We start from the raw sequence: 19,234 nt of genomic DNA, 5'->3' as shown, positions 1-19,234 counted from the left end.
TTTATTCAGTCACTTTCAGTTTAGTTATCACTCTTATACTTTTCTTCTAACACATTACTGAAAATACTTTCAATCATCCAGACACGATATAAGCTATTAAATGTATAACTTTGCCCATCAATACGCAGTTCCAGCACCGGTAAATTCGGCTGGGACTTCATTTCACATAAGGTGTCATTTTCCTGCAACTTGGCCAGAACATCTTCCTGGGTCAGTTCAGTAATATTCAGTTCCTGCTGCATACGCTTGAAATGCGCTGCATAAGACAGATCATAACCACGAGTCCAGACCGCTTCCAGAATCTGATACATGGCTTCAATCCGTTGCTCTTCCGGACAGCTATAAAACAATTGCGCCATCGGCATTACAGCCTGCTCGGTTGGCCGGCAGAATGGGGTAAATTTGACTTCAGTCCGCTTGGATAAGCGCGTCGCCAGACTCCAGTCAAACCAGTCCCGTCCCTGATAAGACAGCGGATAGACATTCAACTGGATATTATAAAAATCAGCCAGCTCTTCCTTGATATAAGCCAGTAACAACCAGGAAATCGGATCTTCCAGAGCGATATACAAATCCAATTCAGGATCCATGGACTGGATTTCATTCAGCTCTTCGGCATCACTGATCAGATGCTCGCGCCATTCAATATGATTGATCAGGAAAATCGGGTTGCCGGTCAGTAATCTCTGCTGTTTCAGGCGACGGGTCAGACGTAACAGATCATCTACCGCCTGATACTGGCGTCCGCCAAACTGGAAATAACTGGCCAGAATCGGACTATGCTCAAAAATTCGTTCCGGAAAATTCTGCGGCGAATGATGACGGCTGGCCATCGCATATAAAGTGCGTAATTTTCCGTTCTGTTTTTGCCAGAGCATATGAAAGACATCTTCCAGCAAATACAGAAAATCCTGTCCGCGTAGTGGCGTATTTCTCAGGATGGTTTCTGCCTGCTTTAAGGCTTCAGCTGTCGGTAATTCTGGGGTCTCATGAAAGCTGAAACGATGCTGTTTAGATAAAATTTTGGCATCATTCAGGCAATAGTGCTGCCATTCATCAAAAGACATCTGATTAGGCGGCTCAGCCCGCTGATCTGAAATGATGACTTTGAGTGGCTTCAGTTCCGGACTGAGAATTTCTTCCAGTTGCGGTAACTGTTGTACCGCCAGATAACTATAAACATCATCCATTCTTAAATGGATGCTCAAGCCATCTTCAATAGATAACACCGTTTGACGAACTGGTTTCTGGTAAAACCAACTCGATCGGATTGGATCAAACCAACGGCGTAGCAGGGACATGAGAGGTGCCTCGAAAAGATTTTGTCATGCCAGCCCTTGCCAGCAGGATCGTTTTATTCAACATCCTATTATGAGGATGTTTATGACCTGATATAAGTCTTGTGCAAAACTTATATCAAGTCAGCAACAAATGTTCAATGTTTTCTAGGACTTTAGATTTCAAGATTTAGGTCAGTCACGGCCCCGGTCTCCGCCCCAGAGGTCAGTTTGGCGAATTTCGCCAGTGCCCCGTGAGTGTAATTCGGTTTCGGTTTCACCCAGGCCGCCTGACGTGCAGCAAGCTCTTCATCCGAAATATGCCAGGTCATTTCACGGGTTTCCGCATTAATGGAAATTTCATCGCCATTTTGCACCAGGCCAATCGGGCCACCCTCATAGGCTTCCGGTGTGACATGACCAATCACAAAACCATGACTTCCGCCTGAGAAACGGCCATCAGTAATCAGTGCAACTGAATCCCCCAGACCTTTACCAATAATAGCAGAAGTCGGTTTCAGCATTTCCGGCATGCCCGGTCCACCTTTAGGACCTACACCGCGAATCACGACTACCTCACCTGGCTGAACTTCGCCATCCAGAATCCCGCGCATCGCACCCTGTTCGCCTTCAAACACGCGGGCCGGTCCTTTGAAATATAGACCTTCCTTACCGGTAATTTTGGCGACTGCGCCATTTGGTGACAGGTTGCCTTTCATAATGATCAGATGCGAGTCTTTTTTCACCGGTTGGTCGAATGGCAAAATAATCTGCTGGTCTTCAGGATAATCTTCTACATCTGCCAGGTTTTCTGCCAGTGTTTTTCCGGTCACAGTCAGACAGGAACCATCTAGCATGCCAGCATCCAGCATGCGTTTCATCAATGGCTGGATTCCACCAATAGCAATCAGTTCTGACATCAGGTATTTACCGGATGGACGCACATCAGCCACGACAGGAATTTCTTTACCAATTCGTACAAAGTCATCTAGGCTCAGCTCAACACCCGCTGTATGCGCCATGGCTAACAGATGCAGCACTCCATTGGTTGATCCACCCAATGCAATCAATACTTTAATTGAATTTTCAAAAGCCGCTTTGGTCATGATGTCACGTGGCTTGATATCCAGACGCAGTAGATTCATCACTGCTTCACCAGCACGGGCGCAGTCAATCTGCTTGTCTTCAGACACCGCTTCCTGTGCGGATGAGCCTGGCAGGCTCATGCCGAGCGCTTCAATCGCAGAGGCCATAGAATTGGCGGTATACATCCCCCCACAAGAACCCGGCCCTGGCAAAGACACTTCTTCAATATGTTTCACCTGAATCGCATTAATTTCGCCTTTGGCATGCTGACCCACCGCTTCAAATACCGAAATCATGTCGGTATGCCCTTCACCCGGCTTGATAGTGCCACCATAAATAAACAGACCTGGACGGTTTAAACGTGCCAAGCCCATGATGCAGCCCGGCATGTTTTTGTCACAACCGCCAATGGCAATCACGCCATCATAGGCCTGACAACCGACCACCGCTTCAATCGAATCGGCAATAATTTCACGCGACAGCAAGGAGTATTTCATCCCTTCAGTTCCGTTGGAGATCCCGTCGGAAATAGTGATGGTATTGAAGATAATCCCCTTACCACCGGCAGCATTCACGCCCTGCTCGACTGTACGTGCCAGGCCATCAATATGCATATTACAAGGGGTCACATTGGCCCAGGTCGACGCGATCCCGATAAACGGACGAGTAAAGTCTTCATCCCGAAAACCGGTGGCACGCATCATGGAACGGGCCGGTGCATTTTCGATGCCTTCATAGACGGGAGCAGAATGTTCTCGGATATTGTCTTTACTCATTTTATTCGTCCTGGATGTAATTCTTGTGAAGCTTAAAAGCTGTCTAGGTTTTATTCGATTGTATAGAAAGCGCTCTTTAGATAAAAGTAAGACTCTGTGTATCTGATTCGGTTATTTAAGGCAGTGCAATTATCAAAAATAAAAAAAGCACCCCTTCTGGAGTGCTTTTTTGCGCTATAAAATTTACAGCTTAGATTTCACGTACTGCGCCTTTCGCCGCACTTGTGGTATGCATGGCATAGGCTTTTAATGCTTTAGAAATCTTACGTGGACGGTCTTCTACTGGATGCCAGCCTTTTTCATCTTGAGCAGCACGACGAGCGGCCATAGTCGCATCATCCACAGCCAGGTGAATGGTACGGTTTGGAATATCGATTTCGATACGGTCGCCATCTTCAACCAGACCAATTGCACCACCTTCAGCCGCTTCCGGAGAAACGTGACCAATCGACAGACCTGAAGAACCACCAGAGAAACGGCCGTCAGTCAGAAGTGCGCACTCTTTACCAAGACCTTTAGATTTCAGGTAGCTGGTTGGATATAGCATTTCCTGCATACCAGGGCCACCACGTGGACCTTCATAACGAATCACAACCACATCACCTGCTGTGATTTTACCACCCAGAATCGCGTCTACCGCAGAATCCTGGCTTTCAAATACGCGTGCAGTACCGTTAAATTTCAGGATTGATTCATCTACACCAGCTGTTTTTACGATACAGCCATCCAGCGCGATGTTGCCATAAAGTACAGCCAGACCACCGTCTTTAGAGAAAGCATGTTCTGCATTACGGATCACACCATTTTCACGGTCGCCATCCAGACGTGAGTAGTAACGGTCTTGTGAGAATGCAGTTTGAGTTGGTACACCGCCCGGTGCTGATTTAAAGAATTTATACACTTCTTCATCTTCAGTACGGATGATGTCCCATTTATCCAAAGCATCTTTGAGTGTTGCTTCGTGAACCGTACCGACAGAGGTATCTAACAGGCCTGCACGATCCAGTTCACCGAGGATCGACATGATACCGCCGGCACGGTGTACATCTTCCATATGCACGTCATTCTTCGCAGGAGCAACTTTACAAAGCACTGGTACTTTACGAGACAGACGGTCGATATCATCCATCGTAAAGTCTACACCTGCTTCATTTGCAGCAGCTAACAGGTGAAGTACTGTGTTAGTTGAACCACCCATCGCGATATCCAAAGTCATGGCATTTTCATACGATGCTTTGGTCACCATTGAACGTGGCAAGACGCTGTAATCATCTTGTTCATAATGACGTTTTGCCAGTTCAACAATGAGAGAACCAGCGCGTTCGAACAGTTTTTTACGGTTCGCATGAGTTGCCAAAGTTGAACCGTTACCTGGAAGTGATAAACCCAATGCTTCAGTCAAACAGTTCATTGAGTTCGCAGTGAACATGCCTGAACATGAACCACAGGTTGGGCATGCAGAACGTTCGTATTCCGCAACTTCTTCATCAGTATAGTTATCATCTGCAGCGACGATCATCGCATCGATCAGGTCGATCGCTTTGTCATTACCACGGATTTTTACTTTACCGGCTTCCATCGGACCGCCAGACACGAATACCACTGGAATGTTCAGACGCATTGCTGCCATCAGCATCCCCGGAGTGATCTTGTCACAGTTCGAGATACACACCATGGCATCGGCACAGTGTGCGCTGACCATATATTCCACCGAGTCAGCAATCAGGTCGCGTGAAGGCAGTGAATACAACATACCGTCATGACCCATCGCAATGCCGTCATCAACAGCAATGGTATTGAATTCTTTTGCTACACCGCCTGCCTGTTCAATCTGACGTGCCACGAGTTGGCCTAGATCTTTAAGGTGAACATGACCCGGTACAAACTGGGTGAATGAGTTCACCACGGCAATAATCGGTTTACCGAAGTCTTCATCCTTCATCCCAGTTGCGCGCCATAAGCCACGCGCACCCGCCATGTTTCTTCCGTGTGTCGATGTTTTTGAACGATAGTCAGGCATTTTATATTTCCAACAAAGTTTGAGCTTGAAATGAACCGAAAAAGGTTCACTCTGGCTAGATCATACTGACAATGAGCTTAAATCAGTCGAATGTTAGACCTATCATACTACAAGCCATTGTTTTACAAGATGACCTATTCGTTGTAGATGCAGACAAAAATGTCTATAGAGAGGTCTCGGTGAGCTGACAATAAAAATCTCTTAATAAAGCTACTATACCGCCATCATGGATCGGACAATACAAAACTTTCATGAATAATTTTTAGAATTTGCATGAGTTTTTTTTATATAAAATTTAATTAAAAGTAGGAATCTATAATCGCTGTAACAGTTAAGTGCATTGTAGATTAGGCGGCCATTTGGCTTTTAGCTTATAATAGCTGCCAAGTTTATTTGGAATTTCATGTGTGAAAATCATATTTGCAGGCACACCAGAATTTGCAGCAACTGCATTGGCTGCGCTTCTCAAAACCGATCATGAAATTGTGGCGGTCTATACTCAGCCGGATCGTAAAGCCGGTCGTGGTCAGAAACTTACCGCTTCTGCTGTGAAACAGCTGGCGCTTGAACATGACATTCCGGTATATCAGCCACTTCATTTCAAGTCTTCAACTGAAGAAGGTCTTGCTGCTCAGGCTGAGTTAAAAGCCTTGAATGCTGATGTGATGGTCGTAGCTGCCTATGGTCTGATTTTGCCACAAATGGTTCTGGATACGCCTAAATATGGTTGCCTGAATATTCATGGTTCACTGCTGCCACGCTGGCGCGGTGCTGCGCCGATCCAACGTGCAATTGCAACCGGTGATCACGAAACTGGCGTGACTATCATGAAAATGGCTGCCGGGCTGGACACTGGTGATATGATGTATAAAACTTTATGTCCTATCACTGCAGAAGATACTTCAGCCAGCCTGCACGATAAACTGGCTGCTCAAGGTGCGGAAGCAATTGTAGCGGTACTGGAATCTGAAGAAAAATTACAACAGTATTTAGCCGCACGGGAAGTGCAGGACGAAGAACTTACCGTCTATGCTCATAAGCTATCTAAAGCAGAAGCCCGAATTGACTGGAGCTGTACTGCCTCTAATATTGACCGTAATATCCGTGCCTTTAATCCTTGGCCGGTGGCTTTTATCCCTCTAGATGAAAATAACAACCTGCGGGTTTGGGGTTCGGTACTCTCAGAAAAAAATGCACACTGTCATGCCGCCGGCACGATTCTGGCAATTGATAAACAGGGTGTGCATGTGGCCTGTGGTGATGAGAAAGCAGTTTGTCTCACTTCACTGCAATGGCCGGGCGGCAAACCGCTCAATCCGGTACAAATTAACCAGACCCAAAAATTACATGTAGGACAATTATTGGCATGAGTCATTCTGAATCAGGCACATCTCACCTTAACTTGCGTGCCCAAGTGATTCGTACCTTACTTGCTGTACAGCAAGGACAATCTCTGGCCAGTATCTTGCCGCTGCATTTAAAGAAAGTGGCCGACCGTGACCGTGCCCTGTTCCATGAACTGGTTTTGGGTACTTTGCGTCAATGGTATGCACTTAAAAGTATTACTTTGCCTCTGCTAGTGAAGCCTTTAAATAATGATACGGTCGAAACCTGTCTCTATGTCGGCCTATACCAGTTACTGGAAACCCGAATCGCGCCACACGCTGCCATTTCTGAAACCGTGACTGCAGTAAAGCAACTTGGTTATCAGGCTTTAAGTGGCGTAGTGAATGCCATTCTGCGCCGTGTTTCACGTGAAACATCGGAATTTCAGGCAGCACTGGATCAGGCTCATGGCCTGCCAAGCTGGCTATTTAAACGCCTGAAAAAAGACTGGCCAGAGCAGCTTACTGAGCTGAGTCATGAGTTAAAGCAGATTGCTCCACTGACCCTGCGCGTAAATGAACGTCAGGTTAGCCGCGCAGACTATCTGGAAATTCTGGACGAGCACGAAATTCCTGCCCATGCCTGTACTGTTTCCAAGGTCGGGATTATTCTCGATGCCACTGTACAGGTACCTGACTTACCTGGCTTTGATGTCGGTGGTTTTTCGGTACAGGATGAACATGCCCAGCTCTGCGCTACCTTGTTGCCAAATCTGGATGACAAGTTTGTGATTGATGCCTGTGCAGCACCGGGTGGTAAAACGGCGCATATTCTAGAAAAATATCAGCCGCGTAAACTGATTGCGCTGGATCAGGATGCCAAGCGTTTAACGCGTGTCACTGAGAATCTTGAACGTCTGTTACTTGAAGGCGATCATGTTGAAATTAAAGCCGCAGATGCCATCACCTGGCAGGCACCGGAACAGTCGGACTGTATCGTGCTGGATGCGCCATGTTCAGCCATCGGTGTAATGCGTCGCCATCCAGATATTCGTCTGTTACGTCATTCAACCGATATTACCCAGACGGTAGAGCTGCAAAAGCAGATTCTGGAAAATATGTGGCAGCAACTGAAAGTCGGAGGCACCCTGCTCTATATCACCTGCTCAATTCTCAAAGCGGAAAATGAACAGCAGATGGTCGAATTCTTTAGCAAACATCCCGAGGCTAAAGAAATTAAAATTGAAGCCGATTGGGGCATTGAACAGATCCATGGCCGTCAGCTACTCCCTAAAACCGGTCAAGGCGATGGCTTCTTCTATTGCCGGATTGAAAAAACTGCTTAAATGATATTGCTAAAAGAAAAGGTAGCTTTGGCTGCCTTTTTTATTATTTTGATTTGAGCTTCTTATTGTACAAATTTAAAAACCACTAGACTGGTCGCCAATGCCGCCATCCCACTGACCAGACCATACACGGTTTCATGACCTTTTGAAAAACGTTTCGCAGTCGGCAAGAGTTCATCCAGTGCCAGATAAACCATCACCCCACCGATAATCCCAAACACCATGCCATAAATGGTATGACTCATATACGGCGCCAGAATGAAATAACCCAGCGCAGCGCCCAGAGGTTCAGCAAAGCCTGAAACCAGACTGGCCACAAGTGCATAGTCTTTACGGCCTGTTGCACCATAGACCGGTAATGCAATCGCAACACCTTCAGGCACATTATGAATCGCAATGGCAACCGCCAATGGTGCACCCAGTGCAGGACTTTCCAGCGTCGCAAAAAAAGTCGCCAATCCTTCTGGCAGGTTATGTGCACTAATCGCAAATAACGTCAGTAGTCCTGTTCTTAGTAATTGCGGCTGACTCAGATCCTGTTTCGATTGTGCCTCAATGGTTTCATGCGGATTAGGAACGAATCGATCCAGCAATAAGACCAGTACCACACCCAATAAAAAGGCAAAAGTACCATAAGCAAAACCGGATTTTTCATCAAAGGCCAGGCTAAATGAACTGATCGATTTATTTAAAATTTCTGTGAGCGAGACATAGATCATTGCTCCCGCAGCAAAGGCCAGTCCGAAGGCTAAAACCCGGTAATTCGGTTTTTTCAAGAACAGCACCAATCCCCCACCCACGAGGGTAGCCAGACCTGCCAAAAATGTCACTGCAAAAGCGGTATAGACTTGTGCATCGGTAACGGGAGCAATTCCCATAAGTCTGCCCATTAAAAAAGTCATTATCACCAAAGATGATAATGACTTTCATTTACAGCAACAATGTGTTTATGTGAAGATTTTTAGTCTTCTGGTTCTTCTGGATTTTTTGCCAGATGCATGACAGCCAGTGCCAGACCACCCCATAATAAAACCATGGAGAAAATCATCATAATCAATGCAGATGTATTCATATTCGTTCTCCTAACTATGACGATCTTTCACTAGACTGAACAGAATGGCACCCAGAATAAAGAATGCAATCGTGCCCCCACCAATCATCCATAGCGTACTTGCAGGATAATCACCATAACCTTCTGCCATGATTGATTTTAGGGTTAAACCCAATGCCGATAGTAAAGATAACGGCGTGATTACAGTCAGCATGAATTTCCAGCTGCCACCCAGTTTCAGACTGGCAAACTCGTTCACATGTGTTTCTAGCTGTTTCATCAATGGACGACGGAACCAGGACAATAAAATGATCGAGAACAGACCACCACCCACAATACCAATGTTGTTAGCGAAGTAGTCAATGATGTCGACAAAGGTAATGGCACTATGAGTCGAGAACATCAAGGTGGATACAACTGCTGAACCACCTGCAATAATAGTCACTGACTTGTTCTTCGACCAGCCAAGTTTGTCTTGGAATGCTGCAATTGGCACCTGCAGGATACTGACCATAGAGGTAATACCTGCCACTGTTAATGAACCGAAGAACAGGAAGCCGAACAGGTCACCGCCTGCACCTAAGCTGGAAATGATTTTCGGGAAGGCAATAAAGGCCAGACCGATACCACCAGAGACCACATCTTCAACTTTCGCACCTGAACTGAACGCCATAAAACCAAGCGCTGCAAAAACTCCAATACCTGCCAGGATTTCAAAAGACGAGTTAGCTAATGCCACCACAACGCCTGAACCGGTCAGGTTAGTTTTACGTTTCAGGTAAGAGGCATAGGTCAACATAATCCCGAAGCCCACTGAGAGTGAGAAGAAGATGTGACCAAACGCAGCCAACCAGACTTTATAATTGGTCATGGCTTCCCAGTTTGGGGTAAAGAAAGCATTTAAGCCATCGACTGCACCCGGTAAACGTACCGCCTGAATCACCAGAATCGTGAATAAAATTACCAGTAATGGCATGAAGATTTTATTCGCCAGTTCCACCCCACGGCGTACCCCACCGTAAAGAATCAGCATCACGGCTGCCCAAACGATCACCAGACCAAAGAACAGGACCGGTACAAAACCGAAAGTTAAGCCCTCACCATTTTGCAGGTAGCTATTGAAGAAAAAGGCTTGTGTATCTGTGCCCCATTGCTGTCCAAAGGAATAAATCATATAGCTGCCGGCCCAAGACAGGACGCTGGCATAATAAATCCCGATGATCAGGGTCACCATGACCTGCCACCAACCCAGAGATTCTGCATTCATGAGTTTTTTATAGGCCATCGGTGGTGCTTTGCGGAACTTATGTCCGACTGCATAATCTAAAAATAATAAAGGTAAACCTGCTGCAAAAATCGCAATCAGATACGGAATCAGGAATGCCCCGCCACCGTTTTCATAGGCAACGTATGGAAAGCGCCAAATATTCCCCAAACCAACGGCAGAGCCAATGGCTGCAATAATAAATCCTGATCGTGCCGACCAATTCTCTCGAGTATCTGTCATAGAACACCTAAACTTTAAACTTCATTCAATACTGCTTATTATGGTTATGTCGCGAGCACTGAAGAAGCATTTCAATTATTTCGGGTGTTTGAATTAGAGTTATACCTTTTGGGCATCGAATTCTAATATACAAACAGGTCAGCTAGCCGGACAGCTTGCTTAAAGTCTGAGCAGAAAGCCGACCTTGTAGATGGTTCAACAATACTGACTTTTTCAATTTTTTTCTGTAATTTCTGCTTAAAACATTCTTTTTTTATAATCTATTCTTATCAAATGCTCAATAATTCTACGCTGAGCCCTTGATTTTATTGGTTATATGTATATAAACTTTTTGGAATATATTGTTTTTAAGTTTTACTACAGTTTTCAAGCTATTTTTCGCTCTTAATTTATCAAGTATTAAATAGAGATTGAAAAAGTGTTTTTAAATCTTCTTCGTTCATTTTCTTCTGAATAAAAACAGAGCTGTGTCTTAGTTTATTCAGCTTATCTTTTCTACCTAGCCTGCTACCTTTTTAAGCAATAAAAAGCAAAATTCCACAACCGACCTGCCTTATGCCGATTGTGGAATAGTACTGATTGATTCGGTCAGCTTAACATTTGATGACAAGCATACGTTCTTCCTGCATGTCACGAATCGCAGACTGAATGCCTTCACGGCCCAGACCGGAATCCTTGACACCGCCATAAGGCATATTATCAACACGGAAAGATGGAATATCATTGATAATCACACCGCCGACATGCAGATGATCCCAGGCATACATCATCTTCTGCAGATTCTGGGTATAGATGCCGGCTTGCAGACCAAAACGACTACTATTAATACAGGCAATCCCTGATTCAAAATCGCTATAAGCTTCAATAATGGCGACCGGACCGAAAACTTCATTACGATAAATTTCCAGTTGATGATCTACCTTTTCCAACAGGATCGGTTCAAACATCGCACCCTTCACTTCACCACCGGTCAGTACATGGGCACCTTGCGCTACGGCATCTTCCATCCAGCGATGCAAACGTTTAGCTTCAGCTTCCTTGATCATTGGCCCTAGCAAAGTTGTTTCCAGATCGGGATCACCGGCTTTCAGATGTTGCAGTTTCTGAACCAGCTTGTCTTTCAGTTCTTCAAAAATATCCTGATGCACCAGAATACGTTGCACACTGATACACACCTGCCCTGCATGACCATAAGCACCACCAATCAGACGATCAATCAGCTGTTCGCTGAGTTCAGTATCTGGCTCAATCATTACTGCGGCATTCCCACCGAGTTCCAGAGTAACTTTTTTGCGGCCGGCGCGGGCTTTCATATCCCAGCCCACGACATCGGAACCGGTAAAGCTCAATAGTTTAAAACGGTCATCTGTAACCAGTACATCTGCAAGATCGCGTGGACACGGCAGAACTGAGAATGCATTCTTCGGTAAATCAGTTTCTGCCAGAATCTCGGCAATTTTTAAGGCTGAAACCGGAGTCAGACTCGCCGGTTTTAATACAAATGGACAACCTGCAGCAATTGCCGGCGCAATTTTGTGTGCAGTCAGATTTAATGGAAAGTTAAATGGACTAATCAGGGAAACGGCGCCAATCGGTACCTGTTTGACCATGCCCTGATAACCGGAAGCTGCGGCAGTGACTGCCAGAGGCAAAATACGGCCCTGATCCATCTGGGTGACCGCATCTGCCGCAATCTGGAAGGTATTGATCAGACGTTCTACTTCTGCACCGGCTGCTTTACGTGGCTTGCCACCTTCCGCAATCAGGATTTCAGTCAGTTCTTCACGGATTTCATTAAACCGCTTCACACAATGCAGCAGAATTTTCTGTTTCTGGAAAGGTTCCAATGCTGCCATTTCTGCTTCTGCCTGAGTCGCAGACTGAATTGCCTTTTCTAAAGTTTCAGCATCTGCCAGCGCGACACGTGCATAAAGCTCCTGACTATATTTATGTTTGACCTCCAGCCATTCACCCGTTTTTACCGGCTGTCCTGCCACATATAATGGATAGTCTTGATGATGTTGTGCTGCTGTCGATCCCATTATTCTGCCCTTCACATTAGCATATACATTTTAGAAATTACCTATATCATGCACTTACTGATTACGTTTAAGAAGATGTATTTAGGTAACAAAATCGCTCAATTTAAAGAAAGCGTAAGGAAAATTAGAAATGCGTACACAATTATTCACTGCATTATTACTAGGATTAGGACTGAGCAGCATAGGCCATGCCGATGTGATTGGTCTTAAAGCAGATGCCAGCTACTGGAATTTTGACGGTTATAGCCAATCTGCCAATGCCAGCAAACAGGACCTGGATCGCCAAGGCACGGCACAACTGTCGGTTGCATTTGAACATCCAGTCCCACTACTGCCAAATGCCAAAATCAAATATGTGAATCTGGACAGCAATAGCGAACAAAGCACCCCGCTGAATGCTGCCGATATCGAACTTAATAATATCGACTATATTCTGTATTACGAACTGCTGGATACCATTGTGCATGCTGATATCGGTGCTGGTCTGACCAATCTGGATGGTACAGTCAGAAATCTGAATGCAGGTGCCCTGACTCAGTACGATCTAGATGAATATAGCCCATTACTCTACGCTACAGCTGGGGTAAAACTGCCATTAACTGGCATGAGTGCTAAAGCTGAAGCGGTTTACAGTCACGGTAGCGATATCAAAAAGACTGATGTTCAGGCTGAACTGCAATATGACTTTATTGATAACCTGCTGGTCGATGTAGGGGCTAAAGTCGGTTATCGCATCATGAATATCGATGCCGAACAAAATAATGCGCCAGACTTGGAACTAGAATTTAAAGGTCCTTATATCGGCTTAGACATACACTTCTAAATAATATAATGACTTATGGAAATTAGCCTTAACCCTGTAAGCCGAGACGTACAATGATAGATGTCATCGACGTCTATGCCAGTTTTTAGGTTCAGACTATTCTATAAACATACAGAGCAGGAAGCTCAAATACCTAAAAACAAGAAGAATAAAGCAGTGCACCAGGACGTGAGGTACGACAGGAGTTATACCTAAACACGAGATACGAAAAAAGCCCCAACAGGATGTTGGGGCTTTTTTATCTGTAAATTCTTAGCATTGTTAACAGTTCCGAGCTAAAAATCCAACATTGTAAGAATCGCCTTGTTGTTAATCTGAAAATCCTCACATTTTTTGGGAACAGCAATCATGGTAAAAAAGGTCCTCTTTATTACTTCAAACCAAGGCGTTGAACATGATGAACTGGTCGAGCCTTTAAATTTTCTAAAATCCAAAGGATTTGAAGTGATTCATGCGGCAGAAAAAAATGAAGAGGTGGCAACAGTAAAAGGCGATACTAAAGCTGCTACCTCATATACGCCTGATACCAGTTTTGATCATGTCACGCTGGATGATTATGATCTCTTGGTTGTTCCTGGTGGCACTGTGAATGCAGATACGCTAAGAATCAATGAATCTGCCCAGAAAATCGTGCAGCATTTTGCTGATCAGCATAAACCGATTGCCGCAATCTGTCATGGGCCATGGGTTCTGATTGATGCACAGCGAATTAAGGATAAAAACCTGACCTCGTACAAGAGCATCAAACTGGATCTGGAAAATGCCGGTGGTAAATGGGTCGATGAACAGGTTCATCGCTGCAATACTGGTGACTGGGTGCTGATTACTTCACGTAATCCGGATGACATTCCTGCTTTCAATGATGCTATCTTAAAAGAGCTGGAAGGCGATGCTGCCTAAGTTCACACTATAAAAAGCCTCCATCTGGAGGCTTTTTTATTTTCTTGATCTTATTTTATTTAAATGCCACCTTTTAGGCTTTTTAGATAAGCCACTACATCTTTATTACCGGCCATTTCTGCCAGTTCCAAAGCGGTATAGGTACTGCGATGATCGACATCTGCGCCTTTGCTCACCAGTAGTTTCACTACTTCCAGATGATCGTTTTCAGCAGCTGCATGTAAGGCACTATAGCCTTCTTCATCGGCTGAATTCACATCCAGACCTTCCTGCAAGGCTTGTTCGACCTGTTCAATATCACCTAAGGATGCCCAGTACACCAGTTCAGGAAGATGCAGTTCATCGTCATCGTCAGGGATTGGGGAGAATGAGTTGAGTTTCATTTTTTTCACTCACAATTAATACTAAATATATAAGTAAATATGTTGCATCAATATTAAAATAATAACTATTCAAAATTTTCCAGAATTTTGTCTAAGTGTTTTGGAAGTTTGATTTCTTTAGGTATAAATTCGTGTGTACCATTATCCAACTTTTTAATAAATACAATTGAATCATCTCGAATGATATTTCTTTCATTTAGGTGTAATAGATCAATTCTAGATTGACCAACTGCAGCGGCAGAAAATATAAAGCCTAGAGAAATTAAAAGAAATCTATTAAACTCAAAGAAATATGAATATTCATAAATAAAGCCGTAAAAAGCAAAAAATTAGCTGAAACCAACTGTCCATGACAGAAGTTTTTTTGTGGTGTCCATTTATAATTAAATAAAGTTTAAAAATTAAGTTCTTATTTTAAACAATCAAAAAATAAGAAGCCCCCTTTCGGAGGCTTCTTATTTCAAACCAAGTTTTAAGCCTTTGCTGCAACGGTATCTGCTGAACCAATCTTTTCAGATTCATCATCATGCATGATCAAAGCAACTGCAATCGCTGTAATCAGTACCGGTAAACCGACTGCCATAAAGTTAAAGTGTGCAGGCAGGTTCATACCCAGTAAGCCACCGATCAGGATCGGGCCAACAATCGCGCCCATACGACCAATCGCAGATGACCAGCCAATACCTGTTGAACGTACTGCCAATGGGTAGAATTGTGCAACATAGCTGTATAGCAACATTTGCGAACCGATTGATGCTGCACCAGCCAGGAATACCAGGATGTAAAGCAGGAACTGGTTAGATGCAAAGCCCATTGAGCTCATCACAATCGCCCCCATCATACCGAGGAACATCAATACCGGTTTCAGGTGGAAACGGTCAGCCAAAATACCACCGCCCACAATACCAACCACTGCACCTACGTTCATCGCCATCATAAACATTAGGCTGTTGTCCATTGAGTAACCCGCTGCCATCATCAACTTCGGTAACCAGCTGCTCAGTGCATACATGGTTAGTAGGCAAGTGAAGAAAGCAACCCAGAACAATAAGGTATTTACCGCACGGCCACGACGGAACAGGCTCACCACGTTTGCTGCTTCAGGTACATTCTCCTGTGGCAGTTTAAAAGTTGTATTGTCTGTAACACTTAGATTTGGAGCCAAACGACGTACAATTTGACGTGCTTTTTCCTGTTTGTTGTCTTTGACGATAAAGGCTAAAGATTCTGGCAGAAATTTCCAGATCACTGGTAATAAGAATAATGGAATACCTGCGATAAAGAACATGATTTGCCAACCAAAACTTGGGGTAAACCATGAACCCAATAAGGCAGCCATCACACCACCTACCGCATAACCACTAAACATAGTAGTTACTAAGGTACTACGCATTTTTTGTGGTGCATATTCAGAGGTTAGTGCCACCAGGTTTGGCATAACACCACCAATGCCCAGACCGGCAAGGAAACGTAAAATTCCGAACTCAGTCGGGTTTGAAGCAAAACCGCCGGCAAAGGTCAGACCACTGAATAATACGATACAGATCATGATGACTTTTTTACGGCCAATTTTATCTGCTAGAGAACCAAAGATCATCGCGCCAAACATCATGCCGGCAAGTGCAGTACTGGCAAGCATTCCCGCTTGAACGGCACTTAAGCCCCAGTCCTGCATTAATAAAGGTAAAACAACACCATTGATTGCTAGATCGTAGCCGTCAAACAAGATAATGAGTAAACACCAAGCAACTACATTGAAGTGAAAAGGCGTAAATTTCGCATTATCGACTACAGAATTTATATCTACTGTTTCCGTTGTCATCGTTCTCATCTCCCATGAGTACTTGTCCATAAAATCCTTTTGAATATCCGGGGGAATATTCAAGTTTTAGCAATATACGCAAGTGAGATTTAGTGCACAATAAGACCAAATGATGGAGCAATTTCAGCCATAAAATAGAAGTTATTTATGTGATTTATCACATTTTCATAAAGCTAAATAATTGAATATTTAGACATTTATTATTCTCATTAAAATGCCTATATAAATAGTCTATAGACCAATGATTTTTTGATTTATTCAATTTTTTATGAATGATTTTTATACTTTGAACAAAAAATCCCTTTCTTATGAAAGGGATCTTTTGACTCAATTCAGATTTATAGCAAGTTGATTGGCAAAAAGTGACTAGGTTTTAATAGAATTCAGCTTCTGTTTCGCCAGTAAGGTCTCAGCATTTCGTTCTGCATTCAGATCTTTACGTACAATCATAGCCACTGAAATCGCGCCAATAATGGCTGGAATCGCAACTGCCAGGAAGTTCATTTTATGTGGCAGCTCCATACCCAACAGGAATCCAATAATAATTGGACCAACAATTGCCCCTACCCGACCGACTGCAGACGCGCAACCAATACCAGTAGAACGGATTGCCAATGGATAGTACTGAGCCACGAAACTATAGAGCAGAATACTGCTACCAATTGCCGAAGCACCTGCAGCAGCGACCAGCAGATAGATCACAGCTTGTGGAGAGTTAAAGCCTAATCCAACTAATGAAACTGCACCCAACAGGAACATGCCAATAATGACCGGTTTCAGATGGAAACGATCCGCCAGAATACCGCCACCAATGGTTCCAACCACTGCACCAATATTCATGGCCATCAGGAACATTAAGCTGTTACCCAGAGAATAACCCGCTGCCATCATCAGTTTTGGTAACCAGCTACCCAATGCGTAGACCATAAGCAGACACATAAAGAAACAGCACCAGAATAATAAGGTACTCATGCTACGGCCCTGCTTAAATAAAGCGGCAATAGAAGCATCGGGTGCATGCACTTCATTCAGTACAAACTGGGTACTTGCAGTGACATTTTGCTCAGGACTGATCTGTTGAACAATTTTGCTGGCCTTTTCATTTTGCTGTTTCTTTACCAGGAAAGTTAAAGATTCCGGTAAATACAAATACAGTATAGGCAGCATCAATAATGGAATACCTGCGATATAGAACATGATTTCCCAACCAAAACTTGGGGTAAACCAGGCACCTAATAACGCCGCCATAATCCCACCGACTGCATAGCCACTAAACATGGTAGTCACTAAAGTACTGCGCATTTTTTGTGGCGCATATTCAGAAGTTAATGCGACCAGATTCGGCAATACACCGCCAATACCTAAGCCCGCAATAAAACGTAGGATGCCAAATTCAGTCGGACCAGAGGCAAAACCGCCCCAGAACGTAAATCCACTGAATAAGGTCACACAAATCAGGATGACATTTTTTCGTCCAATTTTATCTGCCAGCATACCGAAGAGCATGGCACCAAACATCATGCCGGCCAGAGCGGTACTTGCAAGCATTCCGGCCTGAACTGCCGTCATATTCCATTCTTGCATCAGTAGGGGTAAAGCAACACCGTTGATTGCCAGATCATAACCGTCAAAAATAACGACAAATACGCACCAAAGTACGATCTTTAAATGAAAAGGTTTAAACTTTGCTTCATCCACTACAGCATTCACATTCACTGTTGTTGCTGTCATTTTTCCTCACCTCCAATTGTGAGCTTTTTTATTCTATGAAAAAATGAACGTTCATTCACTTTTGTATATAAAATGGATGATTCTTTAAACCTTGTCTACTGCAAAACTTACCAAGTTAGATGTTTTTAATAAAATTTAGGCTAAAGTCGTAGATTGAATAATTTTTAGACAGACCAATAAGAAAATAAGGCGAAGTTAATTAATTATACTTTTCACGTTATTTATATTTTTATTATCTAGGTACAATTAGGAGGTTATTTACTTCTTTTTCTAGAAACCCCACGCATAAAAAAAGCCCCCTGCGTGAGCAGAGGGCTTTTGGAATAATGAGCTGGCGATGACTTACTCTCACATGGGAGACCCCACACTACCATCAGCGCTAAGAGGTTTCACTTCTGAGTTCGGGAAGGGATCAGGTGGTTCACTCTTGCTATGGTCGCCAGCACAACTGGTATGCTTACTCGCTATGGTCTTATCTACGTTGCTTGCGCTTCGTTTGCCTAGCTTTCTTCAAATAGAATGCATTAACAGATGTATCTGAGTCGCAGTAGTTTGTCCGATTAGCTTAACTAAATCAAGTTTTCGTCTGATCGTTAGATCAATATGAAATCAATTGATGCTTTATATACAACTGCTTGGGTGTTGTATAGTCAAGCCTCACGAGCAATTAGTATTGGTCAGCTTCATGCATCACTGCACTTCCACATCCAACCTATCAACGTCGTAGTCTTCAACGGCTCTTTAGGAGACATAAAGTCTCGGGGAAATCTTATCTTGAGGTAGGCTTCCCGCTTAGATGCTTTCAGCGGTTATCCCTTCCGAACATAGCTACCCGGCGATGCGACTGGCGTCACAACCGGTACACCAGAGGTTCGTCCACTCTGGTCCTCTCGTACTAGGAGCAGATCCTCTCAAATTTCCAGCGCCCACGGTAGATAGGGACCGAACTGTCTCACGACGTTCTAAACCCAGCTCGCGTACCTCTTTAAATGGCGAACAGCCATACCCTTGGGACCTGCTTCAGCCCCAGGATGAGATGAGCCGACATCGAGGTGCCAAACACCGCCGTCGATATGAACTCTTGGGCGGTATCAGCCTGTTATCCCCAGAGTACCTTTTATCCGTTGAGCGATGGCCCTTCCATA

General features: G+C 44.2%; 14 protein-coding genes and 2 rRNA genes. 4 read left to right on the top strand and 12 right to left on the bottom strand.

From position 1 onward, the window contains the following. Positions 1 to 20: 20 nt before the first annotated feature. From FTV14_RS04605 to ilvD (FTV14_RS04595), 3 genes are all read right to left on the bottom strand, one after another. Entirely contained in the window at positions 21 to 1,301 is a 1,281-nt protein-coding gene (locus tag FTV14_RS04605) for a hypothetical protein (protein ID WP_180053436.1), read from the bottom strand. Positions 1,302 to 1,453: 152 nt separating this feature from the next. Continuing rightward, a complete protein-coding gene (ilvD, locus tag FTV14_RS04600; protein WP_180053435.1) occupies positions 1,454 to 3,139 on the bottom strand; it encodes a dihydroxy-acid dehydratase in 1,686 nt (561 codons plus the stop codon). A 190-nt stretch (positions 3,140 to 3,329) separates the two neighbouring features. After that, a complete protein-coding gene (gene ilvD / locus FTV14_RS04595) occupies positions 3,330 to 5,159 on the bottom strand; it encodes a dihydroxy-acid dehydratase (RefSeq protein WP_081402678.1) in 1,830 nt (609 codons plus the stop codon). A gap of 407 nt (positions 5,160 to 5,566) precedes the next feature. Here ilvD (FTV14_RS04595) and fmt point away from each other — a divergent pair, with 407 nt between their 5' ends. Next, the gene (fmt, locus tag FTV14_RS04590; RefSeq protein WP_180053434.1) at positions 5,567 to 6,529 is read left to right on the top strand and encodes a methionyl-tRNA formyltransferase; all 963 of its coding nucleotides are present in this window, start codon (positions 5,567 to 5,569) and stop codon (positions 6,527 to 6,529) included. Then, positions 6,526 to 7,830 carry a 16S rRNA (cytosine(967)-C(5))-methyltransferase RsmB gene (rsmB, locus tag FTV14_RS04585; protein WP_180053433.1) on the top strand — a complete coding sequence of 435 codons (1,305 nt, stop codon included), beginning with the start codon at positions 6,526 to 6,528 and terminating at the stop codon, positions 7,828 to 7,830. The genes fmt and rsmB overlap by 4 nt, the downstream gene beginning before the upstream one ends. A 62-nt stretch (positions 7,831 to 7,892) precedes the next feature. On the opposite strand, the gene zupT is transcribed toward rsmB, so the two are convergent. The 4 genes from zupT to FTV14_RS04565 form a co-directional block, all read right to left on the bottom strand. Continuing rightward, on the bottom strand, positions 7,893 to 8,708 hold the full coding sequence (zupT, locus tag FTV14_RS04580; RefSeq protein WP_180053432.1) for a zinc transporter ZupT: 816 nt from the start codon (positions 8,706 to 8,708) through the stop codon (positions 7,893 to 7,895). 83 nt (positions 8,709 to 8,791) lie between these two features. After that, on the bottom strand, positions 8,792 to 8,902 hold the full coding sequence (locus FTV14_RS04575; RefSeq protein WP_004780392.1) for a methionine/alanine import family NSS transporter small subunit: 111 nt from the start codon (positions 8,900 to 8,902) through the stop codon (positions 8,792 to 8,794). A 10-nt stretch (positions 8,903 to 8,912) separates the two neighbouring features. Then, the gene (locus FTV14_RS04570; protein ID WP_125279821.1) at positions 8,913 to 10,388 is read right to left on the bottom strand and encodes a sodium-dependent transporter; all 1,476 of its coding nucleotides are present in this window, start codon (positions 10,386 to 10,388) and stop codon (positions 8,913 to 8,915) included. Positions 10,389 to 10,981: 593 nt separating this feature from the next. After that, positions 10,982 to 12,430, bottom strand: coding sequence for an aldehyde dehydrogenase family protein (locus FTV14_RS04565; protein WP_180053078.1), 1,449 nt, complete (start codon positions 12,428 to 12,430; stop codon positions 10,982 to 10,984). A 130-nt stretch (positions 12,431 to 12,560) separates the two neighbouring features. Here FTV14_RS04565 and FTV14_RS04560 point away from each other — a divergent pair, with 130 nt between their 5' ends. Together FTV14_RS04560 and FTV14_RS04555 are read left to right on the top strand one after the other, a co-directional pair. Then, entirely contained in the window at positions 12,561 to 13,253 is a 693-nt protein-coding gene (locus tag FTV14_RS04560) for a TIGR04219 family outer membrane beta-barrel protein (RefSeq protein ID WP_180053431.1), read from the top strand. Positions 13,254 to 13,601: 348 nt separating this feature from the next. Continuing rightward, entirely contained in the window at positions 13,602 to 14,153 is a 552-nt protein-coding gene (locus FTV14_RS04555; protein WP_179992893.1) for a type 1 glutamine amidotransferase domain-containing protein, read from the top strand. A gap of 59 nt (positions 14,154 to 14,212) precedes the next feature. Here FTV14_RS04555 and FTV14_RS04550 read toward each other — a convergent pair whose 3' ends face one another. The 5 genes from FTV14_RS04550 to FTV14_RS04530 all read right to left on the bottom strand — a co-directional run. After that, positions 14,213 to 14,536, bottom strand: coding sequence for an ankyrin repeat domain-containing protein (locus FTV14_RS04550; protein WP_180004123.1), 324 nt, complete (start codon positions 14,534 to 14,536; stop codon positions 14,213 to 14,215). A gap of 472 nt (positions 14,537 to 15,008) precedes the next feature. Continuing rightward, positions 15,009 to 16,358 carry an aromatic acid/H+ symport family MFS transporter gene (locus tag FTV14_RS04545; protein ID WP_180032340.1) on the bottom strand — a complete coding sequence of 450 codons (1,350 nt, stop codon included), beginning with the start codon at positions 16,356 to 16,358 and terminating at the stop codon, positions 15,009 to 15,011. A 366-nt stretch (positions 16,359 to 16,724) separates the two neighbouring features. Then, entirely contained in the window at positions 16,725 to 18,089 is a 1,365-nt protein-coding gene (locus tag FTV14_RS04540; protein WP_034171560.1) for an MFS transporter, read from the bottom strand. A gap of 329 nt (positions 18,090 to 18,418) precedes the next feature. After that, a 5S ribosomal RNA gene (gene rrf, locus FTV14_RS04535) occupies positions 18,419 to 18,533 on the bottom strand. Positions 18,534 to 18,735: 202 nt separating this feature from the next. Continuing rightward, positions 18,736 to 19,234, bottom strand: a 23S ribosomal RNA gene (locus FTV14_RS04530); the annotation flags it as partial.

This window comes from Acinetobacter sp. YH12236, from assembly GCF_013417645.1.
Taxonomy (GTDB): Bacteria; Pseudomonadota; Gammaproteobacteria; order Pseudomonadales; family Moraxellaceae; genus Acinetobacter.
Note: the sequence above shows the minus strand (reverse complement) of the source record. Positions and strands in the feature narration are given on the sequence as shown.